The 17,887-nt window shown below is 71.7% G+C and carries 16 protein-coding genes; 10 read left to right on the top strand and 6 right to left on the bottom strand.

The features are described from left to right. The first annotated feature begins 439 nt into the window (after positions 1 to 439). Together AAFN69_RS19590 and AAFN69_RS19585 are read left to right on the top strand one after the other, a co-directional pair. The gene (locus tag AAFN69_RS19590; protein ID WP_347729848.1) at positions 440 to 1,033 is read left to right on the top strand and encodes a DUF4352 domain-containing protein; all 594 of its coding nucleotides are present in this window, start codon (positions 440 to 442) and stop codon (positions 1,031 to 1,033) included. Positions 1,034 to 1,078: 45 nt separating this feature from the next. Next, positions 1,079 to 1,591 carry a DUF5949 family protein gene (locus tag AAFN69_RS19585; RefSeq protein ID WP_347729847.1) on the top strand — a complete coding sequence of 171 codons (513 nt, stop codon included), beginning with the start codon at positions 1,079 to 1,081 and terminating at the stop codon, positions 1,589 to 1,591. A 74-nt stretch (positions 1,592 to 1,665) separates the two neighbouring features. On the opposite strand, the gene AAFN69_RS19580 is transcribed toward AAFN69_RS19585, so the two are convergent. Then, the gene (locus AAFN69_RS19580) at positions 1,666 to 2,949 is read right to left on the bottom strand and encodes a cytochrome P450 (RefSeq protein ID WP_347729846.1); all 1,284 of its coding nucleotides are present in this window, start codon (positions 2,947 to 2,949) and stop codon (positions 1,666 to 1,668) included. A gap of 233 nt (positions 2,950 to 3,182) precedes the next feature. On the opposite strand from AAFN69_RS19580, the gene AAFN69_RS19575 reads away from it, so the two are divergent. Next, complete coding sequence (locus AAFN69_RS19575) at positions 3,183 to 3,656, top strand: tyrosinase family oxidase copper chaperone (RefSeq protein ID WP_347729845.1); 474 nt, start codon at positions 3,183 to 3,185, stop codon at positions 3,654 to 3,656. A gap of 41 nt (positions 3,657 to 3,697) precedes the next feature. Then, a complete protein-coding gene (locus tag AAFN69_RS19570; RefSeq protein ID WP_347729844.1) occupies positions 3,698 to 4,558 on the top strand; it encodes a tyrosinase family protein in 861 nt (286 codons plus the stop codon). Between the two features lie 82 nt (positions 4,559 to 4,640). Here the strand turns inward: AAFN69_RS19570 and AAFN69_RS19565 are convergent, their stop codons facing one another. Beyond that, the gene (locus AAFN69_RS19565; protein WP_347729843.1) at positions 4,641 to 4,904 is read right to left on the bottom strand and encodes a chaplin; all 264 of its coding nucleotides are present in this window, start codon (positions 4,902 to 4,904) and stop codon (positions 4,641 to 4,643) included. A gap of 282 nt (positions 4,905 to 5,186) precedes the next feature. On the opposite strand from AAFN69_RS19565, the gene AAFN69_RS19560 reads away from it, so the two are divergent. Further along, on the top strand, positions 5,187 to 5,402 hold the full coding sequence (locus AAFN69_RS19560; RefSeq protein ID WP_347729842.1) for a hypothetical protein: 216 nt from the start codon (positions 5,187 to 5,189) through the stop codon (positions 5,400 to 5,402). Between the two features lie 9 nt (positions 5,403 to 5,411). On the opposite strand, the gene AAFN69_RS19555 is transcribed toward AAFN69_RS19560, so the two are convergent. Next, positions 5,412 to 7,019, bottom strand: a complete 1,608-nt coding sequence (locus tag AAFN69_RS19555; protein WP_347729841.1) for a D-aminoacylase — start codon at positions 7,017 to 7,019, stop codon at positions 5,412 to 5,414. A gap of 20 nt (positions 7,020 to 7,039) precedes the next feature. After that, positions 7,040 to 8,323 carry an amino acid deaminase gene (locus AAFN69_RS19550; protein ID WP_347729840.1) on the bottom strand — a complete coding sequence of 428 codons (1,284 nt, stop codon included), beginning with the start codon at positions 8,321 to 8,323 and terminating at the stop codon, positions 7,040 to 7,042. Positions 8,324 to 8,541: 218 nt separating this feature from the next. On the opposite strand from AAFN69_RS19550, the gene AAFN69_RS19545 reads away from it, so the two are divergent. The 4 genes from AAFN69_RS19545 (at position 8,542) to AAFN69_RS19530 (ending at position 12,524) form a co-directional block, all read left to right on the top strand. Then, entirely contained in the window at positions 8,542 to 9,624 is a 1,083-nt protein-coding gene (locus AAFN69_RS19545) for a sugar kinase (RefSeq protein ID WP_347729927.1), read from the top strand. Beyond that, on the top strand, positions 9,621 to 10,373 hold the full coding sequence (locus AAFN69_RS19540; RefSeq protein WP_347729839.1) for an IclR family transcriptional regulator: 753 nt from the start codon (positions 9,621 to 9,623) through the stop codon (positions 10,371 to 10,373). Before AAFN69_RS19545 ends, AAFN69_RS19540 begins: the two co-directional genes overlap by 4 nt. A 54-nt stretch (positions 10,374 to 10,427) precedes the next feature. Continuing rightward, complete coding sequence (locus AAFN69_RS19535) at positions 10,428 to 10,838, top strand: RidA family protein (RefSeq protein ID WP_347729838.1); 411 nt, start codon at positions 10,428 to 10,430, stop codon at positions 10,836 to 10,838. A 213-nt stretch (positions 10,839 to 11,051) separates the two neighbouring features. Beyond that, on the top strand, positions 11,052 to 12,524 hold the full coding sequence (locus AAFN69_RS19530) for a gluconate:H+ symporter (RefSeq protein WP_347729837.1): 1,473 nt from the start codon (positions 11,052 to 11,054) through the stop codon (positions 12,522 to 12,524). A gap of 169 nt (positions 12,525 to 12,693) precedes the next feature. On the opposite strand, the gene AAFN69_RS19525 is transcribed toward AAFN69_RS19530, so the two are convergent. Together AAFN69_RS19525 and AAFN69_RS19520 are read right to left on the bottom strand one after the other, a co-directional pair. After that, on the bottom strand, positions 12,694 to 14,031 hold the full coding sequence (locus AAFN69_RS19525) for a M14 family metallopeptidase (protein ID WP_347729836.1): 1,338 nt from the start codon (positions 14,029 to 14,031) through the stop codon (positions 12,694 to 12,696). A 650-nt stretch (positions 14,032 to 14,681) separates the two neighbouring features. Next, the gene (locus AAFN69_RS19520) at positions 14,682 to 16,379 is read right to left on the bottom strand and encodes a glycoside hydrolase family 18 protein (RefSeq protein ID WP_347729835.1); all 1,698 of its coding nucleotides are present in this window, start codon (positions 16,377 to 16,379) and stop codon (positions 14,682 to 14,684) included. A 414-nt stretch (positions 16,380 to 16,793) separates the two neighbouring features. Here AAFN69_RS19520 and AAFN69_RS19515 point away from each other — a divergent pair, with 414 nt between their 5' ends. Beyond that, complete coding sequence (locus AAFN69_RS19515; protein ID WP_347729926.1) at positions 16,794 to 17,699, top strand: hypothetical protein; 906 nt, start codon at positions 16,794 to 16,796, stop codon at positions 17,697 to 17,699. Positions 17,700 to 17,887: the final 188 nt, after the last annotated feature.

The following is a 17,887-nucleotide window of genomic DNA, read 5'->3' as shown; positions in this document are numbered from 1 at the left end:
GTTGCTGCTCCCCCTGGCCCGCCGGGCGCCGGCCCCGGGCGTGCGGATGCGGTGGCGGGGCCTGTCCGGCATGCCCCGTCCGCTCCGACTGCGTCTGGACGCGCTGCCATCGAGCAGCCGCGGAAGTGCTTCCCATGAGACGGCCAACGGCCGCCCGCCGGGCGAGGTCACTCCGGAGAGCTCCGTGCGGAGTAAGGCAGGAACGATATTTCGGTCGGGCCGGGCACCCCGCCCACGCCCGCCGCGGTTCACGCCCGGAGCACGACATGGCGCACGCCCCCGGGGCGTGTGCCCATCGGCCGCGCGCTCCCCGTCGGTCACCCTTCCGCGTACGCCCGTGGCGCCCTCCGGGCGATACCGCCGCGACACGTGCCCCAGGGCGGGGCATGCGGGCAAAAGAGGGTGATCATACGGAAAACGGCCTGCCGAAGGGGGACCGATGCGACAGATGGCTTCCGTGCTGCTGGTGGTGACGCTCGCGGTGAGTGCCACCGCCTGCCGGAGTGTCCTTCCCGGCTTCCCGGCCGGGAAGGAACACCGGGCCGCGGGCGGTTCCGGGACGCCGGTCCGGAGCGACGCCAAGGCGGCCGGGGGCGGGGCCGCCTGGGTGGGCGACTCGGTGGACATCGGCGGGCGGGTCTTCGGCGAGCGTCTGCGGGTCTCGGTGCTCGGATACGTCGATCCCGCGGTGCCGGCGGACCCCGGGGACCCGGCCCGCGCCACCGACCGGCCCGCCGCCGGCGAGCGCCGTGTCGGCGTCGATGTCGCCCTGATCAATATCGGCGGAAAGCCCTATGACGCCTCGGCCGGTGCCAGTTGGGTCCTCGACGCCGGGGGGAAGCGCCATCCGGCGGTGGTGACCCGCGCCCTCACCACCGGCGCCCCGCTGAAATGGAACACCGTCGCGGCGGGTGAACACAGGGCTGGCTGGCTGGTTTTCGAACTGCCGGAGAAATCGCGGGTCAATACCCTCCATGTGGCCGTGGGAAAACGCACTCTGGTATGGCAGTTGGGCTTTCCCCCGATCAGGTGAACGCATGCGGGGAACGCGGCCGTCAGGGCACTAGGGTGCCGATTCATGACCTCCGCGAATTCCACCAGGGCAGCGAAGAACACCGTGCACCGCAGCCACTTGGGCACTCTGTCCATGCTCGCCTGGACGGGTGATCCCGCAGCCGGACACGACATGCCGTATCTCCTCGTCTACTCCCTCGGCGACGGCGACGGGGGCCCCGCCGCCGGGGTGGCGGCACTGACCGGGGTGATCGAGGAGGCCGGACTCAGGGTCGGCCACGAGATGACCGACGCGACCGCCGGCGCGGTCAACTCCCCGATCCGGCTCCTGGTCGAGGGCGGCCAGGCGGTCCTCAACATGCCGTATCTCAGCGCTCAGTGCCCGGCCCCGCCGGAGTGGCTGGCCGCGGCGGAGGCCCGCGGCCACGCCCATCTGATGATCGGCACCCTGCCCTGGCCCGCGGCCACCCCGGGCCGGCCCGTCACCGAGGAGGTCGTCCAGGCGTATCTCGGCGACGAGGCCACCCTGCTGGCCGCCGGACACGCACTGCTGCCGGTGAGCCGGCTGCGCGGCTGACGGCCGCGCCCCCGTACCGCCCCCGGGGGGTCCGGCCCCTCCCACCGGAACCCCCGGGAGCGCCGGCGGCCCGGTCAGAACACCCGGGCCGGGCCGGGCGCCCCCTCGGGCGGGACGGCCGGCGCCGGCGGCCCGAGGACGAAGGGCAGCGACCGGACGCGGTTGTCGAAACTGGAGTCCACCAGCTCGGCCGCGCCCACCGTACGGACCCGGACGGGCCCGGTGAGCAGCTCCCGGAAGAGCGCCTTCATCTCCTGCCGGGCCAGATGCGCGCCGAGGCAGTAGTGCGGCCCGCCGCCCCCGTACCCCAGATGCGGATTGGGGTCCCGGGTGATGTCGAAGACATCCGGATTCTCGAACACATTTTCATCGCGGTTGGCCGAGGCATAGAGGAGAACGACTTTCTCGCCCGGCCGGAAAACCCGCCCGCCCAGCTCGTATTCGGCCGTCACGGTCCGCCGGAACTGAATGATCGGCGTCGAATGGCGCACGATTTCGTCCACCGCGCCGTCCGCGTACCGGTCGAAGTCGGATTCCAGCAGCGCGAGCTGATCGGGATGGCCGGTGAGCAGCACCAGCCCATGGGCGATGGCATTCCGGGTGGTCTCCACCCCGGCCACCAGCAGCAGTGAGAAGAAGGCCCCCAGCTGCCGGGCGGAGAGCGTCTGCCCGTCGATGTCGGCGCGGACCAGGGCCGAGACGAGATCACCGGCCGGACGGCGCCGGCGCTCCCGGGCCAGCCGCGCCATCACCAGCTGCATATGGGCCAGGCCGCGCAGGCCGCGCCCCGGCATCCGCAGCCGGCGGCGGGCCACCCCGACATTCTCGGACGCCTCGTCGATCCGGCGGGCGATCTCGGCCCGGTCTCCGGCCGGAATGCCCATCAGATCGCAGATGATCTCGAAGGGCATCCGGGAGGCGGCCGAGGTGACGAAGTCCTCCGGACGGTCGCGGGCCATCTCGGTGACGATCCGCCGGGCGGTCTCCCGCACATTCTCCTCGGCCGCCGCCAGCAGCCGGGGTGTGAAGGCGCGGGCGACGATCCGGCGCAGCCGGGCGTGTTCGGGGCCGTCCATATTGACCATGGAGTTGCCGAAGACGGCCTTCGCCCAGGCGGCCGGCTCGGGGGTGGTGGCCCCCGGCGCGCTGGCGAAGTGATCGGGCGTGCGGCTGGCCTCGCGGACATCGGCATGCCGGACGAGGGCGTGGAAGCCCGGCCCCGATCCGAAGCGGACCGGGGATTCCAGGGTGCGGAGCAGGGCGAAGGCGGCCAGCCGCCGGGCGCGCGGCAGCCGCCAGAACGCCGGATCGGCGAGATCGACCTCTTCGCGGCGGAGCGGGACGGCGGCGGATTCCATGCGGCGGCTCCGGGGGACGGGTTCGGGCGGCGAGGTGGGCCGGGCGGTTCGTCCCGCCGGCCGGCGGGAGGCGATACGACCCGTATATAGGTTTTCGCCCCCCTTGCGCCACACCCCACTCGCCGGAATGACAGTCATACGGGTGAGGGCCACTCGGACGAGCAACCCTTTCCGTCCGGCCTCGTTGACAGGGTCGGCACCCACCACCCCGAAGCAGGACGGAGCGATCCCGCATGCGCATCCTCAGCCGCCCGCTCAATCGCCGGATCGCCCTGCGCGGGCTCTTCACGCTCGGAGTGGTCGCGGGCGCGGCCGGGGCGCTGGCGCCGCTGCTGAGCCGGCTCGCCGCGGCCCCGGACGCACCGGACGCGCCCGCCCCCGGCCCGGCGGCGGCTCCGGGGGCCGGGCCACGGCGGGAGCGGTTCGCTGAGATGTACCGGGGGCGCCACATCCAGGGCTCCGCGACGGTGCTGATCCCGCTGGGGGGAGCGCGGGCGGGGGCGGGTGTGCCCCGGGTGGAGGTCCGGATCGACGGGCGTCCGCTGCCGGTGATGCGGCGCGCCGATGGCAGCTATTTGAGCACTGTGCACCATTATGAGTCATTTGCGACCCTGCGTGAAGTGGCCCGCGCGGCGGTCGACGAACTGGGCTCCGCGCAGCTCGCGCGGGAGCCCCTGCACGGCCACGGAGGAGTGGATCCCGTCTGACCGCACGGGATCCCGGCCGGCGGCCCCGGGAGGAGCGGACCGTGTACACCCGCAGGAACCAGCGGAATCTCACCCGTACGGAGAAGCGGCGGCTGATTGACGCGCTGCTGCGGCTCAAACGCACCGGCCAGTACGATGAATTCGTCCGGATGCATGCTGATTTCTTTGTCACGGACGCGGAGGGCAGGCCGCGCGCGGCCCATATGACGCCGTCCTTCTTCCCCTGGCACCGGCGCTATCTGTGGGAGTTCGAGCAGGCGCTCCAGTCGGTCGATCCCGCGGTGACGATTCCGTACTGGGACTGGACCACCGACAACACCCCCGGCGCGTCGCTCTGGGCGGACGACTTCCTCGGCGGCACCGGCCGGGCGGGCGACCGGCGGGTGATGACCGGGCCCTTCGCGCACGGCAACGGCGGCTGGCCGATCAACTCGCGGATCACCGACGCCGGGTATCTCACCCGCAATCTCGGCCGGCCCGCCGACCCGATCTCGCTGCCCACCAAGGAGGACGTGGCCAGGGCGGTGCGGGCGCCGGTCTACGACGCCTCCCCGTGGGACTCCACCAGCCGGAGCGGGTTCCGCAACGCCATGGAGGGCTGGAATCCGGGGGGCGGGGAGCGGTTCGGCAACCACAACCGGGTGCACCGCTGGGTGGGCGGGCTGATGCTGGGGGCGGCCTCGCCCAACGATCCGGTGTTCTGGCTCCACCACGCCTTCATGGACCTGCTCTGGATCCGCTGGCAGCGGGCCCATCCGAAGGCCGGATATCTGCCCCGGGAGCCGCTGCACCCGGCGCATCCGCATGCCGGACTGGTCTTCGGCCTGCGCGATCCGATGCCGCCGTGGGACGTGCCGCCCGCCGAACTGCTGGACCACCGCCGGCACTACCGCTACCAGTAGCGGACGGCGGGCGGGGGAACGCGACCGCGGCCTCCCCCTTCGGACGGAAGAGGAGAGGCCGCGGCGCTCGGGGCGGTGGTGCTCAGTACGCGGCCGGGGCGCCACCGTCGGCGTTGACGCAGGTGTTGCCGAACGCGGGGTTCAGCAGGGCGATGATGTTGACGGTGTTGCCGCACAGGTTGATCGGGACGTGCACCGGCACCTGGACGGCGTTGCCCGAGATGACGCCGGGGGAGCCCACGGCGGCGGCGTTCGCCCCGGCGTCGGCGACGGCCAGCCCGGCACCGCCGGCCAGCAGTGCACCCGAACCGGCGATAACAGCAGCGGCCTTCGCGATACGCGACATCAGTTCTCCTCGCAGATCAGAATCGGCCACAGGGCTTGCGGCCTTCACGCTCCTTCAACGCCGCAACCCGTGGGCGGTAACGGATCGCGGGGAAAGTGACCGCCGTTGCCGTAGTGCGGGGATCGCGGTGAGCGGCCCGCGGCCGTCGCCGCCCGGGTACCGGCCCGGGACCGGGGCCGGTCTCGTACGGCTGTTCCTCTTCCGTGCGCCCGGGGCCGCCCGGATGGGCGGGCCCCGGGGCGGGAGCGTGACCGGGCGGCCCGTCGCGGCGTTGCACAGCGCATGATCCGATACCGCAACGCCGCCGCCGTCGCGGCCGCCGCCTGTGCCATCGCCGCCGCCGTCGCCGGAATGAGCAGCGCGCACGCCGTCACCGTCGAGCCGCCCGCCCCGAAGGGCTCCGCCGGGGAGGTCGACCGCAATCTGCTCCACCAGTCCCCGGCCGGAATGCTCGCTCCGGTGACCGACACGGCCGGAAAGCTCTTCCCGGCCTCCTGACCGCCCCGGTCAGGACAGGGGCGTGCGGCGGACGGAACGGCCCGCCAGGACATCCGTCCGCACGCCGTCCTCGATCACGAACCGGCCGTCGATCAGGACATGCGGGATGCCGAACGGAAGGGTGCGCGGGGCCTCGAAGGTCGAACCCGCCGCGACCGTCTCCGGGTCGAAGAGCACCAGATCGGCGCGGTATCCCGGACGCACCAGACCCCGGTCCGGCAGCCGCAGCCGCGCCGCCGGGCGCGAGGTGAGATGGGCGACCGTCTCCTCCAGCGAGAGGATCCCCAGCTCCCGGGCGTACTTCCCCAGATACTGCGGGAAGGTGCCGTAGGCGCGCGGATGCGGCTTGGCGCCCTGGAGGATGCCGTCGCTGCCGCCGGTGTGCACCCCGTGGCGCATGATCGCCCGGACGTTCTCCTCGTGGCCGACGTGCTGGAGGATGGTCGAGCCGAGCCGGTCCTCGATCAGCAGCCGCCGCGCGGTCACCCACGGGGCCTCGCCCCGCTCCTTCGCGGACTCCTCGACGGTCCTGCCCACATAGGAGCCGAGGGCCGGGTCCGCCACCCCGGAGATCTCGATGGTCTCCCACTCCATGGTCACACCGTGGCAGCCGTCCGAGCCGATCTCCTCCAGATGGTGGCGGATCCGCTCGGCCGTCCCGTCGTCGGCGAGCCGGGCCAGCAGCGCGTCCGGACCGCCCTCACTCGCCCAGCTCGGCAGCACCGCGGCGAGTGTGGTGGCGCCGGGGGTGTAGGGGTAGGTGTCCAGGGAGATGTCCGCGCCGTCCGCGAGGGCTCGGTCGATCAGGGCGAGCAGATCGCCCGCCCGGCCCTTGTTGACGCCGAAGTTCATGGTGGCGTGGGCGAGGTGGAGCGCGCACCCGGCCTCCCCGGTGAGGGTGACCATCTCCTCGTACGCCCGGAGCGCCCCGGCCCCGTACGAGCGGTGGTGCGGGCAGTAGTAGCCGCCGTACTCCGCCACCACCCGGCACAGCTCGGTCAGCTCGGCGTCCTTCGCGTACATCCCGGGGGTGTACGTCAGCCCGGACGACATGCCGACCGCGCCCTGTTCCAGGCCCTCGGCGACGAGCTGCTTCATCCGGTCGGTCTCGGCCCCGGTCGCCGGGCGGTCGTCCCAGCCGACGACCTGCATCCGGACGGTGCCCTGGGGGATGAGATAGGCGGCGTTGACGGCGATGCCCCGGTCGAGGCGGTCCAGATACTCGCCGACGGTGCGCCAGTCGAAGTCGACCGAGTCGTCGCCCGGTCCGCCGCCGTTCCAGCCGTTGATGGAGCGGCGGACCGCTTCGAGGGTGGTGTCGTCGACGGGGGCGTACGAGAGTCCGTCCTGGCCCAGCACCTCCAGGGTGACCCCCTGGGCGGCCTTCGCCTCGTGGGCGGGGTCGCGCAGCAGGGCGAGATCGCTGTGGGCGTGCATGTCGATGAAGCCGGGGGCGAGGGCGAGCCCGGCGGCGTCCAGGGTGCGGGTGCCGGAGAGGGCGGGGTCGCCCTCGCGGCGGATGGCGGTGATCCGCCCCTCGCGTATGCCGACATCGGCGCGGAAGGAGGGACCGCCGCCGCCGTCGATGACGCGGGTGTCCCGGATGACGAGATCCATGATGGCCGGCTCTCCTCGGCTCAGAAGAAGGTGCGGATGTAGTCGGTGACCGTGCCGTCCGCCTCGACCAGCGGGATCAGCTGCCACTTGTCGAAGGCGGTGCAGGGGTGCGAGAGGCCCATGCCGATCCAGTCGCCGACCTCCAAGTCGGCCTCCGGGCCGGTGCGCACCCAGCCGTGCTGGTCGGAGAGGGCGCTCACGGTGATGCCGGTGGCAGGGCGGATCTCGCCGGTGCGTCCGTCGCGGACCACCTGGGCCTCGGGGAGATCGAGGTCGTACGCGGCGTCCCGCTTGCCCGCGTTGACGAACGCCTGCTCCGCGCTGGGGCGGGAGACCACCTGGGCCCAGAGCCGGAACGCCGGCTGGAGCGCGCCCTCCTCGGGGACCCGGTTGAAGGGGGTCAGATGGCGGTAGTGCCCGTCGTCGTGGGAGACATACGCGCCCGAGCGCAGCAGCTTCAGCACCGGCCGCGACAGCTCGGGGATCTCGGCGAAGACATCGGCGACCGCGTCGAACCAGGCGCTGCCGCCCGCGCTGATCACGATCTCCTCGGACTCCGCCAGCGCCGAGAACCGCCCGGCCCGGTCGAACTCCCCGGCCACCGCGATCAGCAGCCGCAGCCAGGCGCGCACCCGGCCGCCGTCGGCCCGCGGGACCTCGCCCTCGTACCCGGCGACCCCGACCAGCCGCAGCGCGGGCGCGGCGGCCACCGCGTCGGCGACGGCGGCGCACTCCGCCTCGGTGCGCGCGCCGGTGCGGGCACCCTCCCCGGCGCCGAGCTCGATCACCACATCGAGCGGCCGGGGCGCGCCCGCCGCGGTGAGCGCCTCGTTCATCAGCTCGACACCGCGCACCGAGTCCGCGTAGCAGAGGAAGCGGAACTCGGGGTCGGCCAGTTCGCCGGCGATCCAGCGCAGCGCGGCGGGGTCCACCACCTCATTGGCGAGGAAGATCCGCCGGATGCCGTGGGCGCGGTAGACCCGGGCCTGGTGGGGTACGGCCGCGGTGATGCCCCAGGCGCCGTGCTCCAGCTGCCGGGCGAAGAGCTGCGGAGACATCGAGGTCTTGCCGTGCGGCGCGAAACTGAGGCCGTGCCGCTCGGAGTATGTCTGGAGCAGGGTGAGATTGTGCTCCACGGATTCGGCCGACAGCGCCAGAACGGGGGTGGTGAAGCCACCGGTGAACAGATCGCGGCGCTCGGCGGCGAGCTCACCGACGGTCAGGCCATCGGCGTCCGGGGGCAGCGCCTTGAACCGGTGGTCGACGCGTTCCTGCCGGAGCCGGTGGAGCTGATCGCCGGGCATGGGGCCTCCTCGTTGAGACGGTGTTCCAATCACATGCGGCGCATGCGTGTTGCATTCTCTGCAACGGTCATTGCGCATAACGCTTGATGCTGTCTAACATCCGGCGCAGCATCGGGTCAATGGACCCGACGGCCCCAGACCCCGCGAGGAGCCCCAGGGTGAGCAGGACCGGAACCGCAGCCGCGGATGTCACCGATGTCATCTGCCTCGGCGAGTCCATGGTCACTTTTCTGCCCGCACGGCCCGGGCGCCTCGCCGACGTACCCTCCTTCGACCGCGCCATCGGCGGCGCCGAGTCCAACGCCGCCTGCGCGCTGGCGGCGGCCGGACACCGGGTGAAGTGGGTCAGCCGGGTCGGCACCGACGGCTTCGGCGACCATCTCGTCCGCGCGATCGGCGCGTACGGCGTGGACACCTCCGCCGTCACCCGCGACCCGGACCGCCCGACCGGCGTCTACTTCCGCACCGCCACCGACCGCTCCAGCGACGCCCATGAGGTCGTCTACTACCGGCGCGGCTCGGCGGCCTCCGCGATGTCCCCCGAGACCGTCCCGTACGACACCCTCGACGGCACCCGGATCCTCCACCTCTCCGGCATCACCGCGGCCCTCTCGCCCGACTGCCTCGCCCTGATGCGCGCCCTCACCACCCGCCGCCCCGGGCGCCCCCTGGTTTCCTTCGACGTCAACCACCGCCCCGGCCTCTGGCGCGGCGACCCGGCCGCCCCCGAGACCCTGCTCGGCCTCGCCCGCGGCGCCGACCTGGTCTTCGTCGGCGAGGACGAGGCGGAGGACGCCTGGGGCCTGCGGGGCCCGGCCGCCATCCGCGCGGCCCTGCCGGAGCCGTCCGTCCTGGTGGTCAAACAGGGCGCGGCGGGCGCGACGGTCTTCGAGCGGGCCGACATCCACTCCGCTTCCGACGGCGGCCATCCGGCCCTCCCGGCGTTCGGCGCGCGGGGTTCGGGGCGGAGCCCCGACAAGGGACCCGCGCCGGACCGCGGACCCGAGCGCACCACCTTCCAGCCCGCCCCCCGCGTGAGCGTCACCGCTCCCACCGGCGCCGGCGACGCCTTCGCCGCCGGCTACCTCTCCGCCACCCTCCGCGCCCTCCCGCCCCGCGACCGCATCCGCCACGGGCATCTGATGGCCGCCGCCGCCCTCACCGTCCCCGGTGATGTCGCCGTCCCGCCCGCCGCCGGCCACGCCGACCGCCTGGTGGCTCTCGGCGACGCGGCCTGGGAGACACTTCGTCTCGGCCCCGGGTGGACCACCGCCGGGGATGAGGAGGTACGCACACCATGAGCCAGACCGTCGACCGCGCGCTGAGCATCCTGCCGCTGCTCGCCCAGGGACCCGCCGACCTCGGCCAGGTCGCCGAGCGCCTCGGCGTCCACAAATCCACCGCGCTGCGACTGCTGCGTACGCTCCACGACCACGGACTCGTCTACCGCCAGCAGGACCAGCGGTACCGCCTCGGCGCCCGGCTGTTCGCGCTCGCGCAGGAGGCCGTCGAGAATCTGGACGTCCGCGACATCGCCCACCCGCATCTGGTCACCCTCAACGAGCAGATCGGGCACACCGTCCATCTCGCCGTCCACGAGGAGGGCGAGGTCCTCTACATCGACAAGGTGGAGAGCCGCTACCCGGTCCGGATGTACTCCCGGATCGGCAAGCCGGTCGCCATCACCGTCGCCGCGGTCGCCAAACTCCTCCTCGGCGATCTGCCCGAGCACGAGCGCCGCGCCATCGCCGAGAAGCTCGACTATCCGATGTACACGGCCCGCTCCACCCCGAACGCCGCGGCCTTCCTCAAGGAACTCGCCACCGTCCGGGAACAGGGCTGGGCCACCGACCTCGGCGGCCACGAGGAGTCCATCAACTGCATCGGCGCGCCCATCCGGGGCGCCGGCGGCCGGGTCGTGGCCGCGATGTCGGTCTCCGCGCCCAATGTCGTCGTCTCCGCCGAGGAACTGCTCACCCTGCTCCCGCTGGTGCGCCGCACCGCCGACACCATCAGCCGGGAGTACTCGGGCGCCGCGACGCCCCACTGAGCCCGCACCGATACCGAATCCGAACACCAACCACCCGCAGCACAGAGGAAGATCATGACCGAGAAGACCGCGATCACCCCGGCCACCCACACCGCCCCGCCCGCGAAGTTCTCGCACGGCGTGAGGAAGGGCAACATCCTCCAGGTCGCCGGCCAGGTCGGCTTTCTCCCGGCCGTCGAGGGCCAGGGCCCCACCGTCGCCGGGCCCACCCTGCGCGAGCAGACCCTCCAGACCTTCGCCAATGTCAAGGCGATCCTGGAGGAGGGCGGCGCGAGCTGGGACGACGTGATGATGATGCGCGTCTACCTCACCGATGTGGACCACTTCGCCGAGATGAACGAGATCTACAACGCGTACTTCGAGGAGCAGGGTCTCAAGGCCCCGGCCTCCGCCCGCACCACGGTCTACGTCGGCCTCCCGGCCGGGCTGCTGATCGAGATCGACGCCCTCGCCGTCCTGGGCTGAGAGCGCGCGGCGCCGCTTCCCGTACCCCGCGGGAAGCGCCGCCCTTCCCCGTACCCCCGCCGCACACCCCTTCTCCACTGAAGCCGCACTGACCCCTTTGTCACCACTTTCTTCACCACGCAACACAGCGCACGGCACGGCGCGCCCCTGTGGGCCGCCGTGCCGCGCTCCGCCACACCCAAAACCCTCCACCGACGCAAGGGTTGTCGATCCATGCTCCTCGCCGCTGACGCACCGCCGGAGGCACCGCCGCACACCGGAGGACTGCTCCTCCTGATCGACGGCACCGCCGGTCTGCTGACCGTCGCCGCCCTCGGTATCGCGCTGCTCCTCCTGCTGATCATCAAGATCCGGCTCCAGCCGTTCGTCGCGCTGCTCGCCGTCTCCATATCCGTCGGCCTCGCCGCCGGTCTCTCCGTCACCGAACTCTTCGGCACCATCCAGCGCTCCGCCGCCTCCTCGGTCATCGAGGACGGCATGGGCGGCATCCTGGGCCATGTCGCGATCATCATCGGCCTCGGCACCATGCTGGGCGCGATCCTCGAAGTCTCCGGCGGCGCCGAGGTGCTGAGCACCCGGCTGCTGAATCTCTTCGGCGAGAAGCGCGCACCGCTCGCCATGGGCATCACCGGACTGATCTTCGGTATCCCGGTCTTCTTCGATGTCGGCATCTTCGTGCTCGCACCGATCGTCTATGCGGCGGCGAAACGTTCCGGCAAGTCGATCATCCTGTACGCGATGCCGCTGCTCGCCGGCCTCTCCATGACCCACGCCTTCCTGCCGCCGCACCCCGGCCCGGTGGCCGCCGCCGGACTGCTCGACGTCTCGCTCGGCTGGGTCATCCTGATGGGCGTCGTGGTCGGACTCCCCGCGGTCGCCGCCGCCTGGGTCTTCTCCGACTGGATCGGCAGGCGGATCTTCGTCGAGGTCCCGCAGGACATGCTGGAGGCCGCCGAGGAGGCCAAGGCCGCGGTCGCCGCCGAGCGCGAGCGGGACGGCCGGACCGCCGCCGAGGCCCCGGTCTCGCTCTCCACCGTGCTCTTCATCATCGGCACCCCGCTGGTGCTGATCCTCGCCGCGACCTTCTCCTCCATCGCGCTGGACCCGTCCACGCTCCGCTCGGTGATCGAGTTCTTCGGCAACCCGTTCGTGGCGCTCACGATCGCGCTGATCCTCGCGTACTACCTGCTGGGCATCAGGCGCGGCTGGTCGCGCAAGTCCCTGGAGCAGGTGTCGACCTCGTCGCTGAAGCCGGTCGGCAACATCCTGCTGGTGGTCGGCGCGGGCGGGGTCTTCGGCGCGGTGCTGAAGGCGAGCGGGGTGGCGCAGGCGCTCTCCGACACCTTCGAGGACGTCGGCCTGCCGATCATCGTCCTGGCCTATCTGATCTCGCTGGTGCTGCGCGTGGCGCAGGGCTCGGCCACGGTCGCGATCGTCACCACGGCGGGAATCGTGCTGCCGCTGGTGGAGAACGCGGACCACTCGCAGGCGTTCCTGGCGCTGGTCATCATGGCCATCTCGGCCGGTTCGATCTTCGCCTCGCACGTCAACGACGGCGGATTCTGGATCGTGGCCAAGTACTTCGGCATCTCGGAGCGGGACACGCTGAAGACCTGGACCGTGCTGGAGTCGGTGCTCTCGGTCGCGGGCTTCGCGGTCGCGGCGGCGCTGAGCCTGGTCGTCTAGCGATACGGCGCGTGACACCACGCGGGCGCTGATACGACGCGGGGGGCCGGGCGGCCCGGGGGGAGGGGGGTGCCCGGGCCGGCCCGGCCTTCCGGCGGCCGTACCGTCCCGTACCGGCCGCCGGGTCCCGGTGCCGGCCCGTCCGGAGGGCCGCACCGGGAGTCGTGGCTCAGCAGTACTGCGCTTCCTTGCCGATGGACCGGTACATGCAGTCCGAGTTCTCCAGGAGCTGGAGCACGGCGTCCCGGTTGCGGCTGGTCTCGCGCTCGATCACCTCGTCGGGCGGGTAGAAGCCGCCGCCCCCGAATCCGGTCGGGTAGAGCTCGAAGGTGTAGCCGAAGATCCGCTGATTGCCCCACAGCCAGTCGTCTATCGAGCCGTCCGTGATGTACAGATCGCTCGCCTGCTCGGCCGTGTAGCCATTGCTGGCCGCCATCCGCTGTCCGACGGCGGCGAAGGCGTTCCGGTCGTCCTGGGTCATTCCGGGAGCGGTGTCGGCCGTGGTGTAGCCGAACGGCCAGAGGACCAGCTCGCTGTAGGTGTGGAAGTCGATGCCCGTCCTGATCTGCTGGACACCGCCGACGACCCGGCCGCGGACGAAGTCGGCGACGACCTTCACCTCGGGCGCCGACTCGGCCGCCCGGCCCCGGTAGGTCTCCGAGCTGGTGGTGCCGGAGGAGCCGCCACAGCAGCCCCAGCGGTAGTTCCAGTTGCGGTTGAGGTCGGTGCCGACGGCCGTGGAACCGGTGTTGGGCTGCCGGTTCTTGCGCCAGCTGCGGTAGGTGCCGGTGGCGATGTCGTACTCGCCGCCGTCCGGGTTCACATCCGGGATGATCCAGATCTCCCGGCCGTTCACCGCGTTGGTGATCCGCTGGTCGGTGCCGTAGTCCTCGGCGAACTCCCGCAGCAGATAGAGCGCCATCTCCACGGTGAGGTGCTCGCGCGCGTGCTGATGGGCGGTGAAGAGAACCTCGGGCTCGTTCTCGTCGGTGCCGACGTTGTCGCTGACCTTGATGGCGACGATCTCCCGGCCCTGGTGGCTCCGGCCGATGACCTGGCGGCTCATGATGGACGGATTGGCCGCCACCCGCTGATTGATCGCCGCCGTCATCTCGGCGTAGTTGTGGTACCGGGAGTCGGCGGGCGGGAAGTCGAGCGGCTTGACCGCCTTGCCGCCGGAGCGGTCCGGCGGCGCGGGCAGGGCGGCGAGTTCATAGCCGAGCGCGCGCAGCCGCTTGGCCTGCATCCGGTCGGCGCTGACGACGGTGGCATGGGCGTCCGCCTCGTCGATCGCGACACCGGTGCCGGCGATCTCGCTCCGGCTGGTGTAGGTGGCCTTGCCCTTGATCTCGTACTGCCGGATCTCCTCGTCCCCGGCGGGGGCCGTGATCGATGCCTGGGGATCCGGTGGCGCGGCGCTGGCGGAGAGGGGCGCCGCCAGGGCGAGCGCCAGCAGGGCGCTGAGCGCGGCGGCCTTGCGGCCGCTGCCGCGTATCCGAAGTCGCATGCTGTCTCCCGGGAGTGGAGTGGGGGGTTGCTCAGGTGCTCAGTGCGACCCATCCGGTGCGGATGGCCGGTACGGGGTACCGGGTGCGGTGGCGCGCGGTCTCGGACGGTGTCTCCCCGCCGGGTGGACTCGGTCATGCCGGCGGGTGCGTACGGAGGGGTGTTCGCTATCCGTGCGCCGCTTGGTTCGTGTGGGCACACATCGTGCGTCCCTGACATGGCACGGTCAAGAGGCACTCCGCGGCGGAGCCGTCCGGAGGCGCGGAGCGGGGGCCGGGACCGGGGTCGTGCCGGATGCCCGACCAGGGCGTACGGGGCGCGCGGACGCACGGGTGCACGGCGTACGGGCGGGCGTACGGGCAGGGGCGCCGGGAGAACACCTGCCGGGGGAACACCCGCCGGGGGAACCTCCGCCGGGCCGGACCGCCGGAAAACGCACAGCAGCGCCACCGGGGATTCGGTGACGCTGCCGCTGATGCCGTACGACCGTGGCGTGGGGGTGGATGGTGCGTACGACAGGCTGTTCGCACGGCCCCGCGGGTCTGTCCGGGGGCCGGGGCGCGCCCCCTCCGGTGCCGGCTGGCCGGCCGGCGGTTCCGGTGACCGCCGGCCCAGGGGCCGCCGGTCACCGTCCGGAGGTGGCGCCGATCGCTACGGGAGGCTCTTGACGTGCGGGCCGACCGCGTTCGACCAGGCGTTGCCGGCGAGCGCGTCCCAGTTGGTGGACCAGGTCATCGCACCGCGCAGGTTCGGGTAGGCCTTCGCGGGCTTGAAGGCGCCGCAGTTGGTGAGCTTGGTGAGGCAGTCGAGCGCGTTGTTGACCACGCTCGGGGCGACATAGCCGCCGCCGGCGCCGCGCGGCGAGGCGGGAACCCCGAGGCCGACCTGGGAGGCGTCGAGGCCGCCCTCCAGCATGATGCAGGCCAGACCGGTGAGGAAGTCCACCGAGCCCTGCGAGTAGACCTTGCCGTCGCAGCCGAGCATCGCGCCGCTGTTGTAGTACTGGGTGTTGACGACGGTCAGGATGTCCTTGACGTTCAGCGCGAGCTTGAAGTACTCGGTGGACGTGGACTGCATGTCGATGGTCTGGGGGGCCATCGTCAGCACCATCTTCGGGCCCGCCTTGGCGGAGAGCTGCCGGAGCGCCTTCGTCAGGTAGGTGGAGTTGATGCCGTGCTCCAGGTCGACGTCGACCCCGTTGAAGCCGTACTCCTGCATCAGCGCCCAGGCGCTGTTGGCGAAGGCGGTGGCGGACGCGTCACTGTTGATGGTGACATTGCCCAGCTCGCCGCCGATGGAGATGATGACCGACTTGCCCGCCGCGCGCTTGGCCTGGATGTCGGCCTTGAACTCGGCGACATTGGCGTAGCCGAGCGCGGAGCTGAGGTTGAAGGTGATCTCGCCCGGCGTGTTGGTCGAGTCGGCGAAGGCGACCGCGATGATGTCGTAGGCGTTCTGGACGTCACGCAGCTTCTGGACGGTCGCGCCGTTGTTGAAGTTCTGCCAGTAGCCGGTCACCGCGTGCTTCGGCACATCGGGGGTGATCGGTTCCTTGGCGGTGCGGACGGGCAGCGGCGGGGCCGTCCTCGCGGACTCGCCCGCGGTGTTGGTCGCGGTCACCTGGAAGGTGTACGCGGTGTCCGCGGTCAGTCCGGTCACGGTCGCGGAGGTGCCGCTCACCGCCTGGACCTTGACGCCGTCGCGGTAGACGTTGTAGCCGGTCGCCCGGGCCGCGGCGGCCCAGTTGAGCGAGACGGAGGTGTGGCCGATCGTGCCGGCCGCGAACCCGGTGGGGGTCGGCGGGACGGTGACCGGCTCCTCGCCGCCACCGCCGCCGTCGGGTCCGAAGACGCTCACGTCGTCGACGTGGTACGCGGGGGTCCCGTACCAGCCGTGGGTGTAGACGGTGACCGACTTGGTGGTGGCGCCGGTGCGGAAGGTGGTCTGGAGCTGAGTCCAGGCGCTGCCGCCGCCCGGCGTCCAGGTGGAGACGTCGGTGGTGCCGGTGCCGGTCGCGCCGAGGTAGGCGTAGCCGCCCTGCGTCCAGGCGCTCAGGGTGTAGGTGGAGTTCGGCTGCACGGCGACCGTCTGCGAACAGCGGGCGTTGTCCAGGCCGCCCGGGGTCGCCTTCAGCGCGGAGGCGCCGGTGCGCACGGGGGTGGAGACATTCACGCCGGACGCCCCGGAGCAGGTCCAGTTGGTGAGGCCGTTCTCGAACCCGCCGTTCTTGGCGTTGTTGATGTCGGCAGCCTGCGCGGTTCCTGTCATACCGGTAATGGACAGTCCGGTGCCGACCGCCAGGGCCAGGGCACCGCCGATCCATCTGCGCGAGCGTGTGGTGCGGTCCACTTGCTGCCTCCAGTGTGGGGGTTGAGGGGGGAGGAGGGGTAAAACGGTGGCCACCGCTGAGCCAAAACTGGTCCAGACCAATGGGGTTGTCAAGACCCGGGGCAGGTATTCCCGGTGCGAAGGTGCCGTCGATTTTCGGCCATAGCGGGGTATGAGGCGTCCAGTGGAGCTCCGCCATGGGTGTAATGGATCGTCATCCTTTGTTCCGCTTTGGCCTGTGCGGAGCGTGCGCACCGCGCGGCACTGAGTTCCGGAAGGTGTTCTCTGCCCGGGGGGTCGCGGATAAAGTGCTCGTTCAGGAGCAGCGAGCAGTACGTCACTGCGGTCACGGGATTCCCGGCGGCCGGAGCCGAACGGGGAACCAGCGTGCCCACCGCAATAGCTGTCACCAGCGCCGATCTGGTGCTTCCGGCAATGGATCAGCACACACCCACGGCGGCCGTTCTCCCGGCACCGGGCGGTCATCCGCTCGATGCCGCCCTGTCCGCCATGGCCGTCCTCCTGGAACAGCACGGATCGGTGATCGCGCTCTACCCCGCGACGATTCCGCTTGCGCATGAGCGCCGGCTCCACACGGTCAGATCCGTACTGGAGAGCAATCGCATCGCGCTGCTGAAACTGGATCTTCCGCCGCTCGCCGTCGCCGTACTCGTGCGCCAGCTCAGGCAGTTGTCCATCTGTGACTTCGGCGCCGGAGTCGTGGCTTCCGCGGCCCGGCTGCTCTCCCACTACATCTACGCGGGCGCGCTGCTCAATTCGGTGACCAAGCTGGACCGGGTCCCGGTGAGTCTGAAATCCCATGCCAAATCCTGGGTTCCCGGATCACAGTTCGGGGTACTGGCCCATCCGAATCCCGAGTTGATCAGAATCGGGAACGGCAGCCTGGGCGGGCCCGGATTCGCCACCCGGCTGGTGACGGCGAAAGGACAGCTGCAATCGGACTGGCCGGCCGAGACCCTGGCCCCCGAATGGCAGACACAGAGTCTGGAGGAGGCGGGGCTCCCCGCCGATTCACCACGCTGGTGGGGAACCGGCAAACTCATCGAGTTCGCCGCCTTCCTCCCCGATATCTCGGTCCTCTACCAACTCGTCGCATCCGTGCGGAGAGAGGTGTGCACCTGGTGCGGAATTGACATCATCGGTGACCGCTGCGGATTCTGTGCCGCCCCGCTCGCCGCGGCCGAAGCGCCCCCGGGCCGGCAGATCGCGGCCCCGGGCGGCACGGCGGCGCGGCAGATCACGGCGGGCCGCGGCGCCGGGCCGCGTGCCCTGGACGCGGGTCCCCGGGGCCGGGGAACATCCGCGCGCCGCGGACCGTGAGCCCCCGGGGACACCCGGTGCGCCCGTACGGCACCCCGCCCGCTCCGCCCGTCCGGCCACCCGCCGCGACCGGCGGGGACCGCGGATCGCGGCGGTCACCCCCGCCGGACCGGTCGCGCGGCCCCGTGCTCCCGGCCCCGTCCGGGGCACCGTCCATCCGCGGCCCCTCCGCGTCCCGCCTCCCCGAT

It is taken from the genome of Streptomyces sp. CAU 1734 (assembly GCF_039888735.1).
Taxonomy (GTDB): Bacteria; Actinomycetota; Actinomycetes; order Streptomycetales; family Streptomycetaceae; genus Streptomyces.
This window is presented reverse-complemented; position numbering and strand designations above follow the sequence as displayed.